Source organism: Streptomyces sp. NPDC052701, from assembly GCF_040678355.1.
In the GTDB taxonomy this organism is placed as follows: domain Bacteria; phylum Actinomycetota; class Actinomycetes; order Streptomycetales; family Streptomycetaceae; genus Streptomyces.
On record NZ_JBFATO010000045.1, the window covers coordinates 1 to 20,409 of the forward strand.

Genomic DNA, 20,409 nt, shown 5'->3' on the forward strand with positions numbered 1-20,409 from the left:
CCCTCATGCGGTCAGCCGCTCGCCGCGCGACTTCCTGGAACTGCTGCACCGCGAGGGCGTGACCGTCCTCAACCAGACACCCTCCGCCTTCGAACGGCTCATCGAGGCGGACAGCGAGCAGGGGGCCGAGGCCGCGCCGACCCCGGCGGACACACTGCGGTACGTCATCCTGGATGGACAGCCCTCGCGTCCCGAGCGGCTGCGGCCGTGGGCCGACCGGCACGGCCTGGACAGCCCGGCACTGGTGAACATGTACGGCTTCACCGAGACCACCGGATTCGTCACGCACCACCGCGTCACTCCGGCGGACCTGGCGGATCCCCATGGCAGCCCGATCGGCAGGCCGTTGGCGGATCTGCGGGTGTACCTGCTGGACGCCGCGGGGTGTCCGGTGCCGCCCGGCGCGACCGGCGAGATGTACGTGGCCGGTGCGGGCGTGGCCGCCGGATACCTGGGCCGGCCCGAGCTGACCGCCGAACGCTTCCTGGACGACCCCTTCGGCCCGCCCGGCGCCCGGATGTACCGCTCCGGCGACCTGGCTCGGCGCCGCGCCGACGGCACCCTCGACTACCTCGGCCGCGCCGACGCACAGGTGCAGATCCATGGTTTCCGCGTCGAGCCGGGGGAGATCGAGGCCGTCCTGGCCGCTCACCCGCAGGTCTCCCGGGCCGCCGTGGTGGTCCGCAGTGCCGAAAGCGGCGCCCAGCAGCTCGTCGCCTACACCGTCCCCGCCGGGCAGGAACCGCCGAGCCCTGCCGACCTGCGCGCCCACGCCGCCGCGCACCTGCCCGAGCACATGGTCCCCGCGGCCTGCGTCTCCGTGGAGGCGCTCCCGCTGACCGCCGACGGCAAGCTCGACACCGATGCCCTGCCCGCGCCCGAAGACTTCACCGCCGCCGCGGCCGACACACGCCCCACCACGCCTCAGCAGGTCCTCGTGTGCTCCCTGTTCGAGGAGTTCCTGCAGTTGCCCCCCAACACGGTCGGCACCGACGCCGACTTCTTCGACCTGGGCGGCGATTCGCTGCTCGCCGCCCGTCTGCTGGCCCGGCTGCGCCAGGACAGCGGCGTCAAAGTGTCCCTCACCACCCTCTTCGAAAGGCCGACTCCCGCTGCCCTCGCGCAGCGGCTCGCCGACCGGCCTGGGAAGGCTCCCGCACGCCCGGCCCTCGGCGCCATGGACCGTCCGGAGCGCGTGCCGCTGTCCTACGCCCAGGAACGCATGTGGTTCCTGAACCGGCTCGACGACTCGGCGGCCACCTACAACATTCCGCTGGTCGTGCCGCTGGTACCGGACGTGGACGCCGACGCGTTGCGCGCGGCGCTCGGCGACCTGGTCGACAGGCACGAGAGCCTGCGCACGGTCTTCGCCGAGCAGGACGGCGACCTCCACCAGCGCATCCTGCCGCCTGGCGAGCTGCGCCCCCGGTGGCACCGCGTGGACTGTCCGGCCGACGAGGTCGCCGCCCACGTCTCGGCGGCCTGCCGGTACCGCTTCGACCTGACCGGCGAAAGCCCTCTGGCCGCTTTCCTGTTCGGGCCTGAACAGGAGCGGACCCTGCTGCTCGTTCTCCATCACAGTGTCGCCGACGGCTGGTCGATGCGCCCCTTCGCCGAGGACCTGACCGCCGCCTATGCGGCGCGGTGCGCGGGCCGGGCGCCGGAGTGGGTCCCGCTGCCGGTGCAGTACGCCGACTACGCCCTGTGGCAGCGCGCCCTGCTGGCACCCGCCCCGGACGGCACGGGGCGGCTGGAGCGGCTGACCGCGCACTGGCGCGAGACGCTGGCCGGTCTGCCCGAGGAGTGCACCCTGCCCGGCGACCGGCCCCGTCCCGCAGCCTTGCGCGGTGGCGGCGCCCACGTCACCGTGGCTGTGGACGCCGCCCTGCACCGAGACCTGCTGGAGCTGGCCGAACGGGAGGGCGCCAGCCTGTTCATGGTGCTGCACGCCGCGGTCAGCGCCCTGCTCACCCGTTGCGGCGCGGGTGAGGACATCGTCCTGGGCACCCCTGTGGCGGGCCGCACCGAGCCCGCCCTGGACCAGATGATCGGCCTGATCACCAACACCCTGGTGCTGCGGGCCGACACCTCGGGCGACCCCGCCTTCCGGGACCTGCTCGCCCGGCTGCGCACGGGTGACCTGGCGGCCCTGGACCACCAGGACCTGCCCTTCGACCGGCTGGTGGAGGAGCTCAACCCGCCCCGCAGGCCCGGCCGTCACCCGCTGTTCCAGGTCATGCTGGCCCTGCAGAACAACGAGCCCGCCGTGCTCCGGCTGGGGGAGCACGAGGTGCCGCTGCGGCCGACGGCCACCGGCACCGCCAAGTTCGACCTCTTCGTCGACGTCTTCCAACGGCACCTCGACGAGGGCGCCCCCGCCGGCTTGGATCTGCACGTCGAGTACGCCACGGACCTGTACGACGCCGGTACCGCCGAGGCGTTCGCCCGTGCCCTGAACGACGTCCTGCGCACGGTGTGCGCCGATCCCGGCGTCCGTGTCGGTGAACTCCCGGCACTGCCGGAGCGCACCCCCGCTCCGTCCGGGCCCGATACCGCGGAGCTGGAGGGCACGGCGCTGTCCGTGCCCGGCATCCGCGACGCGGTCGCCCTGCCCGGCGCCGACGGTGCGCCGTCGTGCCTGTACGTGGTGCCGGGCCGCGCGGACGCCGCGGAACGTGTCGAGGAGGTCTTGCACCGCGCGGGCCACGGTACGGTCCGCGTCACGGCGGTCAACACGCTGCCGCTCGACGGTGACGGTGTGCTGGACGCCGAAGCGCTGCGTGCCCTGCCTCTCGTGGACCGCGTCGCGGCCGAGGCCTGGCGGGACCGTCTGACCCGTGTCCCCGGCGTCTCCACCGTCGAGGTGTCGGTGGAGAACACCCCCGAGGAGCTGGGTCGTCGGCATGTCGGTCTGCCCGGCCGTGCCGAACCGCCCGCCCAGCCCACCGACACCGGTGCTGCCTCCGTCGTTCCGGCGCTCAGTGAGGGGCCGGGGCTGGTCGAGCCGTCGGTGTCGGGCTGGGCGCAGGCTTTGGTGCGGGCGGCGGAGCGGGGCCGGGGTGACATCGTGCATGTGCATGCCGATGGCAGTGAGCACCGGCGCAGCTACGCCTCCTTGATCCCGGAGGCTTCGCGGGTGCTGGCGGGTCTGCGGCGGGCCGGGCTGCGCCCGGGCGATCAGGTGATCTTGCAGTGTGATGCCAGCGAGGATTTCCTGGCGGTGCTGTGGGGCTGCATCCTGGGTGGTTTCGTCGCGGTGCCGCTGACGGTGCCGGCCTCTTATGACACGTCGTCGGCGGCGCTGGCGAAGCTGGAGGGGATCTGGCGGATGCTGGGCCGGCCCTGGGTGGTGTGTTCGGCGGGGCTGGAGGCGGGGCTGCGCGGCCTGGCGGCCCGGCAGGGCTGGCCGGGGCTGCGGCTGGTCACGGCCGACGCGCTGCGCCAGGCGCCCGAGGACCGGGACTGGCATGCGGCCGGGCCCGATGAGCTGATCTTGATGCTGATGACGTCGGGCAGCACGGGCCTGCCCAAGGCGGTGCGGCTGACCCACCGCAACGTGCTGACCCGGTCGGCGGCCACCGAGCAGCTCAACGGGCTGGGCGAGCGGGATGTGTCCTTGAACTGGATCCCGCTGGACCATGTCACCGGGGTGGTGATGTTCCATCTGCGGGATGTGTATCTGGGCTGCCGGCAGATCCACGCACCGACCTCGTTCATCCTGCAGGATCCGCTGCGCTGGATGGATCTGGCCGACCGGCACCGGGTGAGTGTGACCTGGGCGCCCAACTTCGCCTTCGGCCTGCTGGCCGGGCAGGCCGAGCGGTTCGCCGGCCGGGCCTGGGACCTGTCGGCGATGCGGCTGGTGATGAACGCCGGCGAGGTGGTGGTGGCCGCCGCGGCCCGGCGCTTCCTGCACGTGTTGAAGCCGTTCGGGCTGGCGCAGGATGTGATGCATCCGGGCTGGGGCATGTCGGAGACCTGTTCGGTGGTCACCGATGCGGTGCTGGCGGACCAGGCACCGGCCGACGGGGATGAGACGTTCGTCAGCTGCGGCCTGCCCTATCCCGGCTTCGCCATGCGGGTGGTGGACGAGCACGGCACGGTGCTGGCCGAGGGGGAGGTGGGCCGGCTGCAGGTGCGCGGCACCTCGGTGACCGGCGGCTATCACGACAACGCGGCGGCCAACGCCGAGGCGTTCACCGGCGACGGCTGGTTCGACACCGGTGACCTGGCCTTCCTGCGCGGGGGCGAGCTGTATATCACCGGCCGGGCCAAGGACGTCATCATCGTCAACGGCGTCAACCACTACAGCCACGAGATCGAGGCGTGTGTGGAGGAACTGCCGCAGGTGGTGCGCAGTTTCACCGCCGCGGTCGCGGTGCGTTCCCACCCGGCGGCCACCACCGACGAGCTGGCCCTGTTCTTCCACCCGGCCCCCGGCCACGACCTGGCCGCGGTGCTGCGGGAGATCGCGGGCAAGGTGACCCGGGAGATCGGCGTCAGCCCGGCCTTCTTGGTCCCGGTGCAGCCCGGGGCGATCCCCAAGACCGAGATCGGCAAGATCCAGCGCACCAGGCTGCGCAAGAGCTTCGAGGCGGGCGACTTCGACGACACCGTCCGCGAAACCCAGCTGCTGACCGGCAGCGCCGCCACCCTGCCCGACTGGTTCCTGCAACCGGTATGGCAACGGGCCCGTGCGTACCGGACCGCCGCGGTCCCGCCCGGTCGGCACACCCTCCTCCTGGCGGGCGGTGACCCGGATATCCACCGGCTCGCCGGGCGGGTCGCCGGCGCGCTGCGGGCCGGGGGCGGGCTGTGCACCGTGGTGACCGACGGGACGTCGTATGCCCGGCTGGACGCCGCCCACTACCGGATCCGGCCCGCCGAGGAAGCCGACTACACGGCACTGCTGCGGGCCCTGGAGGCCGACGGGCGACCGGTCGACGCCATCGTGCACCTCGACGGGCTGAGCAACGCCGGGGCGCCGGAGACGGCACCGGCCGACGACACCGGTACGGAACGCCTGCTCGCCCTGGGCCGGGTCCTCGCCGCCCGGTCCGGCTCACAGCGTCCGGTCGATCTGCTGTATGTGACGGCGGGCGCCCAGGCGGTCAGCGACACCGACCGCCCCTCTCCGGTGCGGGCCATGGCCGGTGCCGTGCTGAAGTCGCTGGGGGAGGAACTGAGCGGGCTGCGGTGCGTCCACCTCGACCTCGACCCGCACGGCGAGCAGGACCCGCTGCCCGTGCTGCTGGCCGAGGCGGGCGGTGTCCCGGCCGACACCGAGGTCGCCCACCGCGGCGGACACCGCTACGTGCGCCGCCTGGCCCCGCTGCCGGACACGCCGTCCCGGACCGAACCGTCCGCCGCCGACGGCTTCACCCTGATCACCGGCGGCCTGGGCGGGGTGGGCGCCGAGCTGGCCGCCCACCTGCTGCACACCCCCGGCACCCGGCTGCTGATCCTGGGCCGCACCCCGCTGCCCGCCCAGGGAATTGAGGCCGCCCAGGAAAGCGTGGCCGCCCGTATCGAGGCCTACCGGCGGCTGCGGGAGCTGGGTGAGGTGCGCTACGCGTGTGCCGACGTCACCGACGAACACCAGGTGCGCGAGGCGGTCCGGGCGGCCGCCGAGCGCTGGCAGGCGCCGCTGACGGCGGTGCTGCACCTGGCCGGCGCCCTCGTCGAGCGCCCCGTGGGCGACCTGGATCCCGCCGCCTGGCGCCAGGCTCTGGCGGCGAAGGTGCACGGGGCCTGGACCCTGCACCGGCTCACCGAGGAGCATCCGGTGGCCTCTTTTGTCACCTTCTCCTCGGTCAACGGCTACTTCGGCGGCGCGCTGAACACCGCCTACGCCGCCGCCAACGCCTACCTCGACGCGCTCGCGGTGCACCGCCGCGCCCTGGGCCTGCCCGCGCAGAGCCTGGCCTGGAGCATGTGGCGCGAGCGCGGCATGAGCCGCGGCTACCGCCTGAGCGCGCTCACCGAGGCCCGCGGCTACCGGCTGCTGGATGCCGGTGCCGCGCTGCGCTCCTTCGACCTGGCCCGCACCCTGGACGAGCCCCACCTGCTGATCGGCGCCGACCGCAGCGCCCCCTGGATCCGCAGCCACCTGGCCGCCCCCGCCCGCCAGGTGCGCCGCCTGGCCGCCCGCCTCACCCTGGAGGAGGGCACCGACCTGGGCGCCCTCTACCGCACCGCAGCCGACGCCGCCCGCGCCGCGGGCGTGTCCGACGGGGAGCACTGGGTGCTGCGCGCGGCCGGAAGCGCCGAACACCGCGGCCCGGCGGACCCGGGCGAGGACCTGCGGGCGCTGGAGCGCCGCCTGGCCGGGCTGTGGTGCGAGGTGCTGGGCCGCGACCGGGTCGGCCGGGAGGAGAACTTCTTCGACCTGGGCGGCAACTCGCTGCTGCTGGTCGCCGCCCAGAGCGCCGTCAACCGCACCTTCGCAACCGACTTGCCGGTCGTCGACCTGTTCGCCCACCCCACCGTGCGTGACCTGGCCCGCCACCTGTCGACCCTCACCGGCTCGGGAAGCACCGACGCCGTCGCCGAAGCAGAGCCCCAGGCGCCGCTGAGCCCCGCCGCGAGGACCGGGGCCAGCGGCCTGGACCGAGCCAAGGAGCAGGCCCAGCGGCAGCGCGCGGCCCGCGCCCGCCGCTCCGCACGGCACGGGAGGGACCGAGGCCGTGCCTGAGACCACCGAACCGCAGGACGGGCCGACACCGGCCACGGACGGAATGCCCGGTGCTGCCGCTGTCCACGCGCACCGCTGCGGCCCCGAGCGACCAGCCCGCGGTCTTGGTCCGCGGCCTCGGGCGGGATCCGGAACCGCGCCTGGCCGGCATCGCCCACGCGCTCCGCGCCCGCTCGGCCGCGCTGCGCGCCGCTCGCTGCCCACCGCCCCTCCCGGGCGAACCGGTACGGGTGGCATGCCGAATACCGGGGGCGGATCCCAGGAGCACGGCGTGGGCGTGACGCTCACCTCGACCACGGTGCCCGCCGGAACTCCGCGCACCGCCCGATGGTGCCGGGCCGGCCTTCGGCGGGGCGTCCAGGGGGCCGGCCCTGAGTGGCCGGGACATGGAGCATCGAGGCCGCTCGAATTCCATTTGGCGTCACCCTCAGGAGATGTGCAGTGGTCATTCTGGATGACTTTTTGAAAACCGCCGAAGTCGCCGTGGTCGACTCGTTCTCGCTGTATCGGATCGCCGTGGGGCACACGCCGGACGGAGCGGCTCTCGGGGAAGCGGCGCGGGCGGGAAGGATCCGCCTCGTCACGCCCGCAGTGGCGTTCGCCGTCGCCTGCAGTATGCGCACTTGCTGGGACGAGTCGTGCGACGAGAGCCACAAAGACGGCACGGGCCTCCCGGTTCGCAAGTTCCTGGAGCTCGGGGGCGTTGAGATGGTCGACCTCACTCCCGCGGAGACGGTTTCGGCCGGAAAGCTGTACGCCGGCTGTCTGGACCGCCGCGTCACGGGTGCCGAGGTCCTGGCGGCCTGCCACTCCGCGTTACTCGCCAAGACATGGGAAGTGCCACTCATCTCCGCGGTGAGAGCAGCGTACTGCTATTCGGCTCTCGACCGGACGGAGATGGACTTCGGTATCGAACTGATCTGACACAAGGCGTAGCCACGCTCGCCACACGGCGGGCGTGGCGTTCGCGTCGGTGCCGGGCCCGCCTTCGAGGCGGCGGTCCCCGCCTCGGCCCCGTCGGGGATCCGCGGGTCGTGCGGTGCTTTCTCGCCGCTGAGGCGGGGATCCGTCCTGCGCTTGCGGCCGGTGTCCGGACGGCGGGGCGAGGCCCGCGGGCCGTCGCGTTTTCGTCTTGCGCGGGGATACCGCCCGCGCTTCCCGGTGGGGCTCCCGGGCTGCGCCGAGCACACGGCCGGATGCGCTTCGGGGCCGTCCCCCAGGCCGGCCGTCGGCACCGGGCACGCGGCGGGAGGCCTGATCACTGCGCTCACTCCGCGCGCCGGGGTACCGGACCACTCGGCCGGCCGGGAAATCAGGTCCCCTCGATGCGGATGACGCTCGTGACGCACCGGACGTGGTCCGCGGTGCGAAGGGCGCGGACCGCGGCGGACAGCGAGGCGTCCGTGGCGTGGTGTGTGGACACGGTCAGCGAGAAACCGCCGTCCCCGTGCCGCCGGGAGAGGGTCGCTATGGACACACCGTGCCGGCCGAGGACGGCGGCCACCTCGGCCAGGGCGTCCGGCTGATCGGTCGTGTCGAGGCCGAGGTGGTACCGGGTGACGACATCCGCCATGGGAGACACGGCGAGCCGGTTGTGGACCGCGTCGCCGGGCCCCGTGACGCCGGCCAGCCTGTTGCGGCAGACCGCGACCAGGTCGCCCAGTACGGCGCCGGCGGTGGGCGCCCCGCCCGCGCCCGGGCCGTGGAACATCAGCTGTCCTGCCGCGTCGGCCTCCACGAGGACGGCGTTGAACGCGCCGCGCACCGCTGCGAGCGGGTGACCCGACGGGATCATCGCGGGGTGGACGCGGGCGTTGACGGAGGATCCGCCGGCGCCGCGTTCGCAGACGGCCACGAGTTTGATCACGCTGCCCGCGGCCTTGGCGTTGTCGATGTCGGCCGAGGTGATCGCGGTGATGCCCTCGCGGTGCACCTCCTCGACACGCACCCGGGTGCCGAAGGCGAAACCGGCGAGGATGGCGGCCTTGGCGGCGGCGTCGTGCCCCTCGACGTCGGCGGTGGGGTCGGCTTCGGCGTAGCCGAGAGCGGTCGCCTCCTTCAACGCCTGGGGGTAGTCCGCGCCGGAGGAGTGCATTCTGTCGAGGATGAAGTTGGTGGTGCCGTTGACGATGCCGAGGACACGGTTGACCCGGTCTCCCGCCAGGGACTCGCGCAGCGGCCGCAGCAACGGGACGGCGCCGGCCACGGCGGCCTCGTAGTAGAGGTCCGCGCCGTGTGCCGCCGCGGCGGCGTGCAGTGCGGCGCCTTCCGCGGCGATGAGCGCCTTGTTGGCGCTGACCACGGACGCGCCGTGCTCGAACGCGGTCATGATCAGGTCGCGGGCGCGGTCGACCCCGCCGATGACCTCGATCACGACATCGATGTCGCCTCGCCGCACCAGCGCGTCCGCGTCGGTGGTGACGAGGTGCTCCGGCGCACCGGGGCGCGGCAGACCGGCCTGGCGGACCGCGATCCCGGCCAGCTCCACCGGGGCTCCGATGCGGGCGGTGAGGTCGGCGGCATGCCTCGTCATGTAGCGGACGACGTCGCTGCCGACGGTTCCGCAGCCAAGCAGCGCTACTTTCAGCGTGCGCATGTCCGACCACTCCACTTCAGAGCCCGTGTCGATGTGCGTGCGAGGGTGGCGCAGGTCCCGGCCCGGCGCGGACGCCGCGCCGGGCCGGCGGTTCGAGAGGGGACTACACGGTGATGAGCGCGGCGATCGCCCGCACGCTCGAGTCCTCGAGGATCTTCTTGAGCCGCAGCCGGACGCCACTGCGCCGGTGGATCTCGTTGATCAGCCGGCTGGCGAGCAGGGAGTCGCCGCCCAGCTCGAAGAATTCCTGGTCGACGTCGACCGAGGAGACCCCCAGTACCTCGCTGAACAGCTCGGCCACGAGGACTTCCTCGGGTGTGGACGGCTCGCGGCCGGCCTGTCGCACCGGCGCCTGCGGCTTGGGCAGCGCCTTCCGGTCCAGCTTCTCGTTCGGGGTGAGCGGCAGCTCGTCCAGAACGACGAACGCGGTGGGCACCATGTAGTCGGGTAGTGTCGCCACGGCCTGTGCGCGGAGCTTGTCCACGTCCGGGACGGTGCCGGGCACCGGGACGACGTACGCCACCAGCCGCTGATCGCCGGGCACGTCCTCGCGTACGAGGCAGACGGCCTGGCTGAGCTGCCCGTCCCGCAGCAGCACCGACTCGATCTCCCCGAGCTCGACCCGGAAGCCGCGGATCTTCACCTGGTGGTCGAGCCGGCCGAAGAACTCGATGACGCCGTCGGCACGCCAGCGGGCCGCGTCCCCCGAGCGGTACATGCGGGAGCCGGGCTCGCCGAACGGATCACTGACGAAGCGGTCGGCCGTCAGTTCGGGCTGTCCCAGGTAGCCCTCGGCGAGCTGCACGCCGGCGATGTACAGCTCGCCGGTCACCCCGGGCGGCAGCATGCGGCGCCGCTCGTCGAGGACGTACAGCTTCGTGTTCCACACCGGGCGCCCGATCAGCACCGGCCCTGGCTCGGGGTTCCTCGGGCACAGCATCGACGAGACGTCCACGGCCGCCTCGGTGGGGCCGTACACGTTGAACAGGTCGGCCTCCAGCACGGAGGCGAACCAGGCCTGCAGCTCGGCGGGCAGGGCCTCGCCGCCGCACACGACACGGCGCAGGCTGACGCACTTGGCCGCGTCGGGTTCCTGGAGGAACACCTTGAGTCCGGACGGCACGAAGTGGGCGATGGTGATGTTCTCGGCCACGATCGTCTCGACCAGGTAGGCGGGGTCGCGGTGACCGTCGGGATCGGCGACCACGATCGACGCCCCCGCCAGCAGCGGCCAGAAGACCTCGCGCACGGTGACGTCGAACCCGGCGGGAGTCTTCTGCAGCAGCCTGTCGTCCGGTCCCAGCGGTATCTGGTGCTGCATGTGGTGCAGCCGGTTGGTGATCGCACGGTGGGCGACCACGACCCCCTTCGGGCGGCCGGTGGAGCCCGAGGTGTACAGCACGTAGGCCGCGGCGTCGGGAGTGAGCGGCGCCCGCCGGTCGGCATCGGTCGGGCGGCTCGGGTCGGTGTCCGCCAGGAGGGCCCGGGTGGCCTCCTGGTCGAGCACGATCCGGGCGGCGCCCACCTGGAGCGAGTCCGACAGCGCGGTGACGGTCACCACGTGCGAGACGCCCGCGTCGGACAGCACCTGGTCGATGCGCTGCACCGGGTAGCCGGTGTCCACGGGCAGGTAGGCCGCGCCCGTCTTGACGATGGCCAGCGCGGTGACGACGTAGTCGATCGAACGGGGCAGCACCATCGCCACGATGTCCCCGGCGCCCGCACCGCGGCCGATCAGCAGCCGGGCGATCCGGTTCGCCCGCGCGTCCAGCTCCGCGTAGGTCAGCCGCTCGTCGTGGTGGCTGATGGCGAGCCGGTCCGGGTGGGCGGCCGCATTCGCTTCCACCAGTTCCGGGAGTGTGAGCTGCGGGACCTCGTGAGCGGTGGCGTTCCACTCGTGCATGATCCGGTGGTACTCCGCCGGGGTGAGCAGGTCCGCCTCGCCCACCTCGGCGGCCGCGCCGGCCTCGAACAGGCGATGGGCGAAGTGGCCGATGCGCTCGGTGTGTTCGGCCGGCTGCCCGTCGGCCGAGCGGCTGGGACCGCCCTCGGCCCGGACCCGCAGCGTCCCCCCGCGGTGCTCGAACACGAAGGCCAGGTCGTTCAAGGGCGCCGGGGCGTCCACGCAGACGACCCGGACACGCGCCGGCAGGGCGTCGCTCCCGGGCTGCGGCGACTCGCCCCCACCGGCCCGCGACCGGCGCTCCCGTACCTCGGCCACCAGGTCGGAAACGGTGGTCGAGGGCTCGACGGTCAGCCGTACGGGCACGGAGTCCACGGCGAGCACGATGTCGCGGGCCGCCGTCATCCGGTGCCGATAGGCCGCCGTGGCGGCGACCGCCAAGTCGGTCCAGTCGGGCGAGGCGACCTCCAGGAGGCCTTCGATCGGGATCTCGCGGGGCCCTACCGCGTCCAGCACGTCCGTGGTGCTCCGTTCCGTTCGGATCTCCTCCATCCCGATCACGCACCGCGCTTCTGGAGGAAACGATGCGCGGCTTCGGCCACGTCCGGGTTCCTCAGCAGTTCCCCGGTGCCGATGGGGAAGCTCTGCTCCCAGAGGGCGTGCGGGGCACCGGGGCTCGACTGCGCCGAGGTCAGCGCACCGGCCGTGGCCCAGCCCTCCTCCGGGCTCAACTGCCGGGCGGCGAACAGGTAGGACACGTACGAGCGGAAGACCCCCCGCAGATCCTCGCTCGCCTCCTCGTCCAGGCCCAGCCGGTCGAAGACGACGCCCACGGCGGTCTCGTAGACCTTGATCACCTGTGTGGCGACCGCGTGGAAGTCCCCCTGCTCCGCCTCGCACAGGGCCCGCACCTCCGCGACGTGGCCGGCCCGTTCCTCCTCGGACAAGGTCGACATCGTGCCGACCGCCTTTTTGAAGTCGCGGTAGAGGGACAGCCGGTCCACCGGCTCCGGATCGAACAGCAGGAGAGCCGGCCGGGTGCCCGTGTCCTCGGCGATCCTGTCGGCCAGCGCCGAGGCGAACACGCCGCCCACGCAGTAGCCCATGACGGTGTCCACGTGGCCGTGCACCTCTTCGGGCAACTCCCGCCACCACTGCAGATACGTCTCGGCGGACAGCAATTCGTTCTCGGCCGCGTCCGGCTGGACGCTCTGCCAGATTTCCCGGTTCGGTTTCAGCAGCGCGGCGAACTGGCGGAAGTCCGCCTCCGACCGTGCCGTCGAGCCGAAATCGACCGCGAGGACCGTCTTCTTCGGGTCGCCTTCACTGATACGCCGCCACGAATCCGTGCTCATGAATGTCCACCTCTGTCCATGTCGAGAATCCGCCCCGCTTTTCCGGCCGGATGAGCCCCGCTGTGCGCCCGCGGTCCAGCCCCTGGTCCGCGTTCGCACCGGGAATGCCGGCGCCGACTTCCCGGGAGGGGTGCTGCCGGGGCCCGCACCGACCGCCTCGCGGGGCGGTGCGCCATGAGCCGTAAGGACACCGCGGCCCGCACCGGCAGCCGCTCGGCTCCGCGCCGCACCCGGGCCCGGCCTCCTCCGGCGGACACGGCCGGTGCCGACCGGGTCCACCGTCCCCGCGCAGTCGGCACACGTGCGCGGTGACGGATCCGCCCCGGTGACGGCGTCGAGCACCGCGGGCAGCGGTCCCACGCGCCGAGGCGACCGCGCCGAGCGAGGGAGACCACTGCCGTGCTGTGCGTCATCGGCCGGACGCGCAGCGTCTCGGCCGGACACCGCGCACAGTGCATGTCGCCTGCTCTCTTTCCTTGGCTCGGCTTCCTGCGTACGCCGTGGCGGCGGTCTGCCGCAAAGCATCGTCCCCGGGGCTCGGCGTCGTCCGAGAATGCATCACCGAGAGCGGCGGATTCCACTCGCGCGGGAGCGCCGGGAGGAAGTTGCGGAGATTCCCTAAACGTGGTCCAGGAGTGGCGCTATCCCGGTTCTCCCTTTCTTCAGGGGAACACCTAGATTCTGTTTGGAACGCTGACCGAGATGTCACGGCGGCTGCCGTATCAGGGCGAGTCGCACGGCCGTCCCGTAGCGCACGGCGAGCTCGTCGTGACGGGGCGCCACGCCGCGGGTCCGTTCGCGGCGGCCGATCCGGCACCCGGCCCTGTGGCGGTTCTTGTGCCCGTCGGTGTCGGTGCCGGCCGGGCGGGCGGCCGTCTGCCGAACCATGACGGACCCGCCGGGCTTCGCGGACGACGTCGCCCCTCCCGCCGGAGGCCGGGGGAGAGGCCGCGCCCGCCGGGGCGATCATCGCGTCGGCGCTGTCGGTGCCGTGCCGCCGGTGATCGCGCGGCGGATGCCGTCCGCGGATCAGATCTGGTTCTCGCCGCCGTCCACGTACCAGTTGGCGCCGAGGACGTAGCTGCTCTGCTCGGAGGCGAGGAACGCCACTACCGCGGCGACCTCCTCAGGGCGCCCCATCCGGCCTATCGCGGCAGTGGTGGCGAGGTGCGCCTTGACGCCGGGTGCGTTCTCCTCGCCGAAGAGGTCCGTGATCCCGGTGGTGTCGATCGGGCCCGGCGAGATGGCGTTGACCCGGATGCCGCGGCCCTTGAGTTCGTTGGCCCAGCCCCGCGCGAAGGACCGGACGGCGGCTTTGGACGCCGCGTACAGGCTGAACGCCTCCGTACCGTTGTCGGCGGCGGTGGAGGCGTTCAGGATCACCGAGGCGCCGCGGTTGAGCAGCGGCAGTGCCTTCTGCACGGTGAGCAGCGTGCCCCGCACGTTGACGCCGAAGGTCTGGTCGATCTGCTCCTCGGTGATCTGCTCCAGGGGCGCGAGTGAGGCGGTCGCCGCGTTCGCGAAGACCACGTCCAGCCCTCGGCCCCGGGCGCGGACCGCGTCGTACAGCCGGTCCAGGTCGGCCGGGTTGGTGATGTCACCCGCCACCGCGGTGGCCCTCGCCGAGCCGATGGTCTCCACGGCCGCGTCCAGCTCGGCCTTGCGCCGGCCGGTGATGAACACGTGCGCGCCCTCGGCCGCCAGCCGGACAGAGGTGGCCAGGCCGATCCCGGTATGGCCGCCGGTGATGACGGCGGTCTTGCCTTCGAGCTGTCCCATGCGAATGACCTCCACGGATTTCAGTACCGATCGGTACTGAAAGAGACCGTAACACATCTGCACCGTTCGGTACGGAAGAGATATGGTGGACGGCATGGAGACACGGCAGAAGGCGTCGATCGGCCGGCCGAGAGGTTTTGACGCCGACGAGGCCCTGGAACGTGCCATGCGGGTCTTCTGGGAACAGGGCTACGAAGGCGCCAGCCTCACCGACCTGACCAACGCCATGGGCATCACCCGCACGAGCATGTACGCGGCCTTCGGCAACAAGGAGGACCTGTTCCGCAAGGCCCTGGAACGCTACGCCGAAGGCCCCGCCTCGTACGGGGCCCGGGCCCTGCGGGAACCGACCGCCCGGCAGGTGGCCACCGCGTTCCTGGAGGGCTCCGTCCGGGCCACCACCCGTCCCGGCTGCCCCGCCGGATGCCTCGGCGTCCAAGCCTCCCTCGCGGCCGGCGACCCCGGACGCAGCGCCCGGGACGCCCTCGTCGCCTGGCGCAACGAAGGCACCGCCCACCTTCGCGCCCGGTTCCGGCAAGCCGTCGACGAAGGCGACCTGCCTCCCGACACCGATCCCGGACTGCTCGCCCGCTACGTCATGACGGTGGCGAACGGCATCGCGGTCCAGGCCGCCAGCGGCGCCACCCGCGACGAGCTGCAGCAGGTGGCCGACATGGCTCTGCGGAACTGGCCGTCCGCCTGAGTGGTCGAGGTCGGCCAGGCCGCTGCCGACGTGGCTGACGGGCTAGCGGTGGTGGTGCGCGGACGAGACCTCGTACGAAGGACGCAATTCGCCGCAGGGGCTTGAGCCGGGTGCGCAGGAGGCGGAACTCGTCGCCCTGGAGTGGTCGCCGCCGAGCCGGACGAGTTCGTCCTCGACGAGGAGGGCGAAGCGGCGCGGCGGGTCCCGTCGGTCCGGAGGCCGGATTCATGGCTCTCGGGGTCCGGCGGCGGCCGGCCGCCGCCGGGGGAGGCGAGTACGAGATCGGCGCGGGCCGCGTGCGGCGGTCGGGATTACAGCAGGTGCAGGAGGCGGCGGGTGACCGTCATCGTGGTGTCGAGGGGACTGATGTCCCGGTGGATCTTGGCCATGACGCTGGCTCCGAGCCACATGTCGTACAGGACCTGCGCGGTGGCGCGGGGGTCGCCGTCGACGCTCAGCGAGCCGTCCTCGAGGCCGGCGGCGATGGTTCGTTCCAGGCGGTCGACGATGGCGGTGGTGCCCTCCTTCAGCGCGAGTCGCATGGACTCCGACAGGTCGGAGACCTCCGCGCCGAGCTTCACGGCCAGACACTTGCCCTGGCACTCGTCGATGCTCTGCGTCTCGCGCCAGCTCTGCCAGTAGTTCATCAGCCGCTGCGCCGAGGTCAGGCCCGGCTCGGTGAGGATGCGGTCCATGTCGGCGAGGTAGTCGGTGAAGTAGGCCCGCATCATCGCCTCGCCGAAGGCGTCCTTGGAGCCGAAGTAGTGATAGAAGGAGCCCTTGGGCACGCCGGCCTCGCTGAGGACTTCATTGATGCCCACCGCGGAGAATCCCTTGCGGGACATGATCCGCTGGGCGGCGTCGAGGATGCTGCGACGGGTGTCGCCCTGGATGACTGGCATGGCGTCAGGGTACCATCGAATAGACCGGTCGTCTAGTTACCGGAGTGCTGCGAACAGACGGGATTCGAGCATCTCTCGCCTGTCTCGGGATACTCCCGGCGTGGGGAATCCCTCGCGCTCGATCCCCGCGAGCTCGGGCGAGAGGTCCTTGAAGGACGCCTCGAGATCTCCTTCTTCGTGGGCTTTGCGGAGAGCGCCGATCACCTGGACGTCCGGAGAGTCGCGCATTGCGTTTCCCGTTCTGCGAAGAGCCGTCCGGGCCGGCCGGTGTGGACGGCCGGCCCGGACGGTCACCGCGATGTGACGGCGAACGCATTCACACGCCGGCCTTGCTGACCAGCTCGACGAGGGCGGCGGCCGCAGGGCCGGAGAAGGCCGGGTTCTGCCCGGTGATCAGCAGGCCGTCCCGCACGACATGGGGCTCCCAGTCGACGGTCTTGGAGTAGATGCCGCCCAGGCGCTTCAGTTCGTCCTCCACGAGGAAGGGGACGACCTCGGTGAGCGCCACCGCTTCCTCCTCGGAGTTGGCGAACCCGATGACCTTCTTGCCCCGCACCGGCGGTGTGCCGTCCTCGTCGACCGTGTGACGCAGGACGCCGGGGGCGTGGCGGACCACCGCGAGCGGCTTGCCCGAGCGCAGGGTCGCCTCGATCAGCTGCTTGGAGTCCGCGCTCTCGGCCAGATCCCACAGGGGGCCGTGGCCGCCGGGGTAGAAGACCGTGTCGAAGTCCTCGGCCGAGACCGAGTCCAGGCGCACGGTGTCCGCCAGCGCTGCGGTCGCCTCGGCGTCGGGCTCGAACCGCCGGGTTTGCTCGGTCTGGAAACCGGGCTCGTTGCTCTTCGGGTCCAGCGGGGGCCGACCGCCCTTGGGGGAGGCGAGGGTGACCACCCAGCCGGCCTCACGGAAGTGGTAGTAGGACGCCGCCCTGGTTCCACCTCCGTGCGCCGCTACCCGCCGGCCGCCAGCAGGGCCGCACCGGTGAGCACCGTGCGGCGTCGGGCGTGTGAGTCCGGCATACCCCCATCCATCGTCCAAGGGGCACCGGGCCTTGAGGCCGGCACCCGTCACCGAACACGAACAGGTGGCAGGAAGCCGATGCGGAGGACCAGGTGCTGCCGGGCCGGGGCGGCCCGCAAGGACGATGACGGCAAACTGCTCGCGGTCTTCCGGTCCGAGGACGCCGGTGGTGGGGCCGGGTGGTGTGCGGGGGGAAAGGCACGGGCTGCGGTCATGAGGGCGACATGGTGGTGCCGGCCGGGCCGGGACCGGCCTTCGAAGTGGCCCGGGCCCAGGCCGTGAAGGCCGAAGGTGTGCGAGCCGTGTCCGCACCGCAAAGGCCGAGGTGAACCTCGTGCTCTGCGAGTGCGTCGACGGATTCCGTGACGGCCGCCTCGTCGAAAGCGGCTCGACCTGGTCAAGTTCGAGGGGAAACACTACATCTGTAGCGACCGGGCGACGGCCGGGCAAGCGAACCTGAGCGTCCGTCAACCCCGTCCTGACCAGCCGATCAGTGTCTTCTGCAAGGAAGAGGGAACCTCATCTCATCTCTGCGGCAGGTCGAGGCCCGCTTTGCGGGAGACCGCGAGGGCGAGGATCATCAGATGCGCCCGGTTGCTGGCTCCCGTCTTCCCGCGGATCCTGCGCAGGTACGTGTCCACGGTGTGCGGGCTCAAGTTGAGCCTCCGGGCGATGGAGAGGTAGGTGTACCCCTCGGCCAGGTAAGACAGTACTTGGCGTTCGCGGTCGCTGAGGGTGTCCAGGACTTCGACGGCGATGGAACTCACGGGGGGCCTTTCGTGGGAGGCGGAGCCGTACGACGCGGTGGTGCGACGGTTCGGGCGCGGGTTGACCGAATCGACCGGCAAGCCTCTGGCCCGAGTTAGAGTATGAAGATTTTCGTAGACGGCGATCGAGGGTGCGGACTGATTCGTGAAGGCCTGGCTCGAGTGCGAGCAGTGCGTGGCCGGCATCTCGTCGGCGCGTCTGCGGCGGCACGCCGTACCGCCGACGCGGAAGCCGGCCACGCGTCGCCTGCCGGATCAGTCCCAGCCCCAGCCGCTGTCGCCGTTGTCGTCGGCCGCGGTCGCCGAACGGCCCCAACCGCTGTCGCCGTTGTCGTCGGCCGCACTCTCCGAACGCCCCCAACCGCTGTCGCCGTTGTCGTCGGCCGCACTCTCCGAACGCCCCCAGCCACTGTCGCCGTTGTCGTCGGCCGCACTCTCCGAACGGCCCCAGCCACTGTCGCCGTCGGTCCGGGCGGCCGAGGCGGCCGTCATGAGGGCCGGGGAACCCGCCGGGGCGGAGGAGGCGTGCACTCCGCAGAACCCGACCGCGAAGACCGCGACCAACGGCGCGGCGATGGCGAGGTGGGAACGAACGGTTCTCATCGGGGCACTCCTGACGCTGTGTCGGGAACCGGCGGTGCGATTCCGCTGATCTTCGGTGCTTCAAGATTGTCGTGTTAGCGAGTCCATGACTACCGATGACGGTGCTCACCAAGTTGTCCGGCAGCAAGACGAACAGGGATCAGAAGTGTTCACAGCGGACGAAAACTACTCAATCGGGTCGTTGATTCAGCCGAACGAACAGGAAGCGGCGCTCTACCGCTGGATAGCTCGCAACCAGCGCCTCGAACCGGATCGCGCCGCACGTGAACTGGGCCTCGACCGGGAAGAGATAGACGCCGCCCTGCTGTCCCTGACCGGCATGGGGCTGCTCAAGGCGGACGCGGAGGACCCCACCCGGCTGCGGCCGGTCGACCCGGACCTGGTCAGCGCCGTCGTCACCGGCCGCCTGGAGGCCGCGATCCGCACCCAGCAGGCCGAACTGCACCACATCCGCGAGCAGTTCTCCGACCTGCGTGGGCACTACATGGACAGCCTCAACCACGCCTCCGCCGACGTGGAGGTCGTGCCGCGCGTGGAGGAGGTGCGCGCCGCCCTCAACCGTGCCTCCGCCGAGTGCACCGAGGAGATGCTGACCAGCCAGCCCGGCGGCCGGCGGGACCCCGCGGTCCTCCAGGAGGCCCTCGGCCGGGACACCGCCTTACTCGCCCGAGGCGTGCGCATGCGCACCCTCTACCACCACACCGCCCGCTTCAACGGCCCGAGCCAGGCGTACGTCGCCACGATGTCGGCGCTCGGCGCCGAGTACCGCACCGCCCACCAGCTGTTCGGCCGGCTCATCGCCTTCGACCGCAAGATCGCCTTCGTGCCCGAACAGGGGGACTCCGCAGGCGCCGTGGTGGTACGCGAGCCGTCCCTCGTGCACTACCTGTGCGAGGTCTTCGAACAGGCGTGGTCCCTCGCCGAGCCGTTCTCCGACGCCGCCGCCGACGGGCTCGAAGCCGTCGCCAAGGACATCGACCGGACCATTGTGCGGCTGCTCGCCGCGGGGTTCAAGGACGAGACCATCGCCCGCCGTACGGGCATGTCACTGCGCACGGCGCGCAAGCACATCGCGGATATCATGGAGACGCTCGGGGCGGAGAGCCGCTTCCAGGCGGGTTTCCTGGCCGCCCGGAACGGCCTGATCGACTCCAAGGAGCCCGGCCCCGGCAACGGTTGAGGATCCCCGTAAACCGGTGGCGCCGCCCGCCCGCCGTCTTGGTACCGTGAATCCGGGACTACTGCGACGCGCCCTCGGGTTGCAGAGTGACGAGCACGCCACGCCGACGTGCCGGAGCCAAGGTCCGCACACGGCTGCGGCCACGTGGGGGAGGGGACGAGCAGCTCCTCCTTCTCCGGACGCGCCGTACGCCCTCGGGCGACGGCGCGAGCACACCCCGGCTCAACGGGTGACCCGAACCATGGGCCACGTCCGTCGCGTCATCGGCAGCGTGCTTCCAGGGGGCATTCGTCGTGGTCGTACGGCTCGCCGGTGAAAGGCGCGACGAGGGGGAAGCAGCACGTGGACATGGAATCGGCTCTGATCGCCGGCAGATCTGCCCTGGACGTGTTCGCACGGGACCTGGCGCTGTGCCTGTCGGTCCATCGCGACCGCGGCCCGGCCCTCGTCTGGCCGGACGGCCTGGAAGCCCTCGTGCCCGAGTCCCCCGTGGCCGACTTCGCGCAGGTGAGCGCCGGGATCGCGCCGGTCACCCCGCCACCGGCGCCGCCCGGCCCCGCCCGCGCCGGGGAACTGGCCGAGGAACTGGGCCGGCTGCTGGGCTGCGAGGCGCGCGGGTCGTTCGTCCTGCTGCCGGCCGGCGCGGAACGCGCGGGCACCAGGGCCGCCACCGATCTGGTGCTGCTGCCCGTGCGAGGCGGGTGCGACTGCCGGGTGGAACTGCAGCCGCGCGGCGCGGACTCCGCCGCCTTGGGCCAGGACCTGAACCTGCGGCTGCGGACGGGCGAGGCGCTCTACGTGCCCGGCGGACTGACCTATGCCCTCGGAGGGGTGTACGCCCCGTGCGTCCTGCAGGTGATCTCGCTGCACGCCGCCACCTGGTGACCGCCGGCCCGGACCCGCCCCGCA

Annotated in this window: 13 protein-coding genes and 1 pseudogene; 5 read left to right on the forward strand and 9 right to left on the reverse strand. The window is 72.1% G+C overall.

Going from position 1 to position 20,409, the window contains the following annotated elements:
* Together AB0L29_RS32030 and AB0L29_RS32035 are read left to right on the forward strand one after the other, a co-directional pair.
* A partial coding sequence (locus tag AB0L29_RS32030; protein ID WP_365832220.1) for an SDR family NAD(P)-dependent oxidoreductase occupies positions 1–6,694 on the forward strand: 6,694 nt, incomplete at its 5' end.
* A 441-nt stretch (positions 6,695–7,135) separates the two neighbouring features.
* The gene (locus AB0L29_RS32035) at positions 7,136–7,618 is read left to right on the forward strand and encodes a hypothetical protein (protein ID WP_365832222.1); all 483 of its coding nucleotides are present in this window, start codon (positions 7,136–7,138) and stop codon (positions 7,616–7,618) included.
* 388 nt (positions 7,619–8,006) lie between these two features.
* On the opposite strand, the gene AB0L29_RS32040 is transcribed toward AB0L29_RS32035, so the two are convergent.
* From AB0L29_RS32040 to AB0L29_RS32060, 5 genes are all read right to left on the reverse strand, one after another.
* Positions 8,007–9,290: a homoserine dehydrogenase gene (locus AB0L29_RS32040; RefSeq protein ID WP_365832224.1), complete on the reverse strand. Its 1,284-nt coding sequence runs from the start codon at positions 9,288–9,290 to the stop codon at positions 8,007–8,009.
* Positions 9,291–9,393: 103 nt separating this feature from the next.
* On the reverse strand, positions 9,394–11,745 hold the full coding sequence (locus AB0L29_RS32045) for an amino acid adenylation domain-containing protein (protein WP_365832226.1): 2,352 nt from the start codon (positions 11,743–11,745) through the stop codon (positions 9,394–9,396).
* A gap of 5 nt (positions 11,746–11,750) precedes the next feature.
* On the reverse strand, positions 11,751–12,548 hold the full coding sequence (locus tag AB0L29_RS32050) for a hypothetical protein (RefSeq protein WP_365832228.1): 798 nt from the start codon (positions 12,546–12,548) through the stop codon (positions 11,751–11,753).
* A gap of 705 nt (positions 12,549–13,253) precedes the next feature.
* Positions 13,254–13,436: a hypothetical protein gene (locus AB0L29_RS32055; RefSeq protein ID WP_365832230.1), complete on the reverse strand. Its 183-nt coding sequence runs from the start codon at positions 13,434–13,436 to the stop codon at positions 13,254–13,256.
* A 141-nt stretch (positions 13,437–13,577) separates the two neighbouring features.
* Positions 13,578–14,327 carry an SDR family oxidoreductase gene (locus AB0L29_RS32060; RefSeq protein WP_365832232.1) on the reverse strand — a complete coding sequence of 250 codons (750 nt, stop codon included), beginning with the start codon at positions 14,325–14,327 and terminating at the stop codon, positions 13,578–13,580.
* Between the two features lie 94 nt (positions 14,328–14,421).
* Here AB0L29_RS32060 and AB0L29_RS32065 point away from each other — a divergent pair, with 94 nt between their 5' ends.
* Positions 14,422–15,030 carry a TetR/AcrR family transcriptional regulator gene (locus AB0L29_RS32065; protein ID WP_365832234.1) on the forward strand — a complete coding sequence of 203 codons (609 nt, stop codon included), beginning with the start codon at positions 14,422–14,424 and terminating at the stop codon, positions 15,028–15,030.
* Positions 15,031–15,341: 311 nt separating this feature from the next.
* Here the strand turns inward: AB0L29_RS32065 and AB0L29_RS32070 are convergent, their stop codons facing one another.
* The 4 genes and pseudogenes from AB0L29_RS32070 to AB0L29_RS32085 form a co-directional block, all read right to left on the reverse strand.
* Complete coding sequence (locus AB0L29_RS32070; protein ID WP_365832236.1) at positions 15,342–15,932, reverse strand: TetR/AcrR family transcriptional regulator; 591 nt, start codon at positions 15,930–15,932, stop codon at positions 15,342–15,344.
* A 316-nt stretch (positions 15,933–16,248) separates the two neighbouring features.
* Positions 16,249–16,857 (reverse strand): annotated as a pseudogene (locus AB0L29_RS32075) (type 1 glutamine amidotransferase domain-containing protein); the annotation flags it as partial.
* 617 nt (positions 16,858–17,474) lie between these two features.
* The gene (locus tag AB0L29_RS32080; RefSeq protein WP_365832238.1) at positions 17,475–17,717 is read right to left on the reverse strand and encodes a helix-turn-helix transcriptional regulator; all 243 of its coding nucleotides are present in this window, start codon (positions 17,715–17,717) and stop codon (positions 17,475–17,477) included.
* A gap of 255 nt (positions 17,718–17,972) precedes the next feature.
* The gene (locus AB0L29_RS32085; RefSeq protein WP_365832240.1) at positions 17,973–18,320 is read right to left on the reverse strand and encodes a hypothetical protein; all 348 of its coding nucleotides are present in this window, start codon (positions 18,318–18,320) and stop codon (positions 17,973–17,975) included.
* Between the two features lie 181 nt (positions 18,321–18,501).
* Between AB0L29_RS32085 and AB0L29_RS32090 the strand changes: the two genes are divergently transcribed.
* On the forward strand, positions 18,502–19,500 hold the full coding sequence (locus AB0L29_RS32090; protein WP_365832242.1) for a helix-turn-helix transcriptional regulator: 999 nt from the start codon (positions 18,502–18,504) through the stop codon (positions 19,498–19,500).
* A 348-nt stretch (positions 19,501–19,848) separates the two neighbouring features.
* On the forward strand, positions 19,849–20,385 hold the full coding sequence (locus AB0L29_RS32095; RefSeq protein WP_365832244.1) for a hypothetical protein: 537 nt from the start codon (positions 19,849–19,851) through the stop codon (positions 20,383–20,385).
* Positions 20,386–20,409: the final 24 nt, after the last annotated feature.

Bases quoted from the DNA above. Each gene is read 5' to 3' on its own strand.
- AB0L29_RS32065 (WP_365832234.1), top strand. From the start codon at position 14,422: ATGGAGACACGGCAGAAGGCGTCGATCGGCCGGCCGAGAGGTTTTGAC.
- AB0L29_RS32085 (WP_365832240.1), bottom strand. From the start codon at position 18,320: ATGAGAACCGTTCGTTCCCACCTCGCCATCGCCGCGCCGTTGGTCGCG.
- AB0L29_RS32040 (WP_365832224.1), bottom strand. From the start codon at position 9,290: ATGCGCACGCTGAAAGTAGCGCTGCTTGGCTGCGGAACCGTCGGCAGC.
- AB0L29_RS32045 (WP_365832226.1), bottom strand. From the start codon at position 11,745: ATGGAGGAGATCCGAACGGAACGGAGCACCACGGACGTGCTGGACGCG.
- AB0L29_RS32095 (WP_365832244.1), top strand. From the start codon at position 19,849: ATGGAATCGGCTCTGATCGCCGGCAGATCTGCCCTGGACGTGTTCGCA.
- AB0L29_RS32050 (WP_365832228.1), bottom strand. From the start codon at position 12,548: ATGAGCACGGATTCGTGGCGGCGTATCAGTGAAGGCGACCCGAAGAAG.
- AB0L29_RS32055 (WP_365832230.1), bottom strand. From the start codon at position 13,436: ATGGTTCGGCAGACGGCCGCCCGCCCGGCCGGCACCGACACCGACGGG.
- AB0L29_RS32070 (WP_365832236.1), bottom strand. From the start codon at position 15,932: ATGCCAGTCATCCAGGGCGACACCCGTCGCAGCATCCTCGACGCCGCC.
- AB0L29_RS32060 (WP_365832232.1), bottom strand. From the start codon at position 14,327: ATGGGACAGCTCGAAGGCAAGACCGCCGTCATCACCGGCGGCCATACC.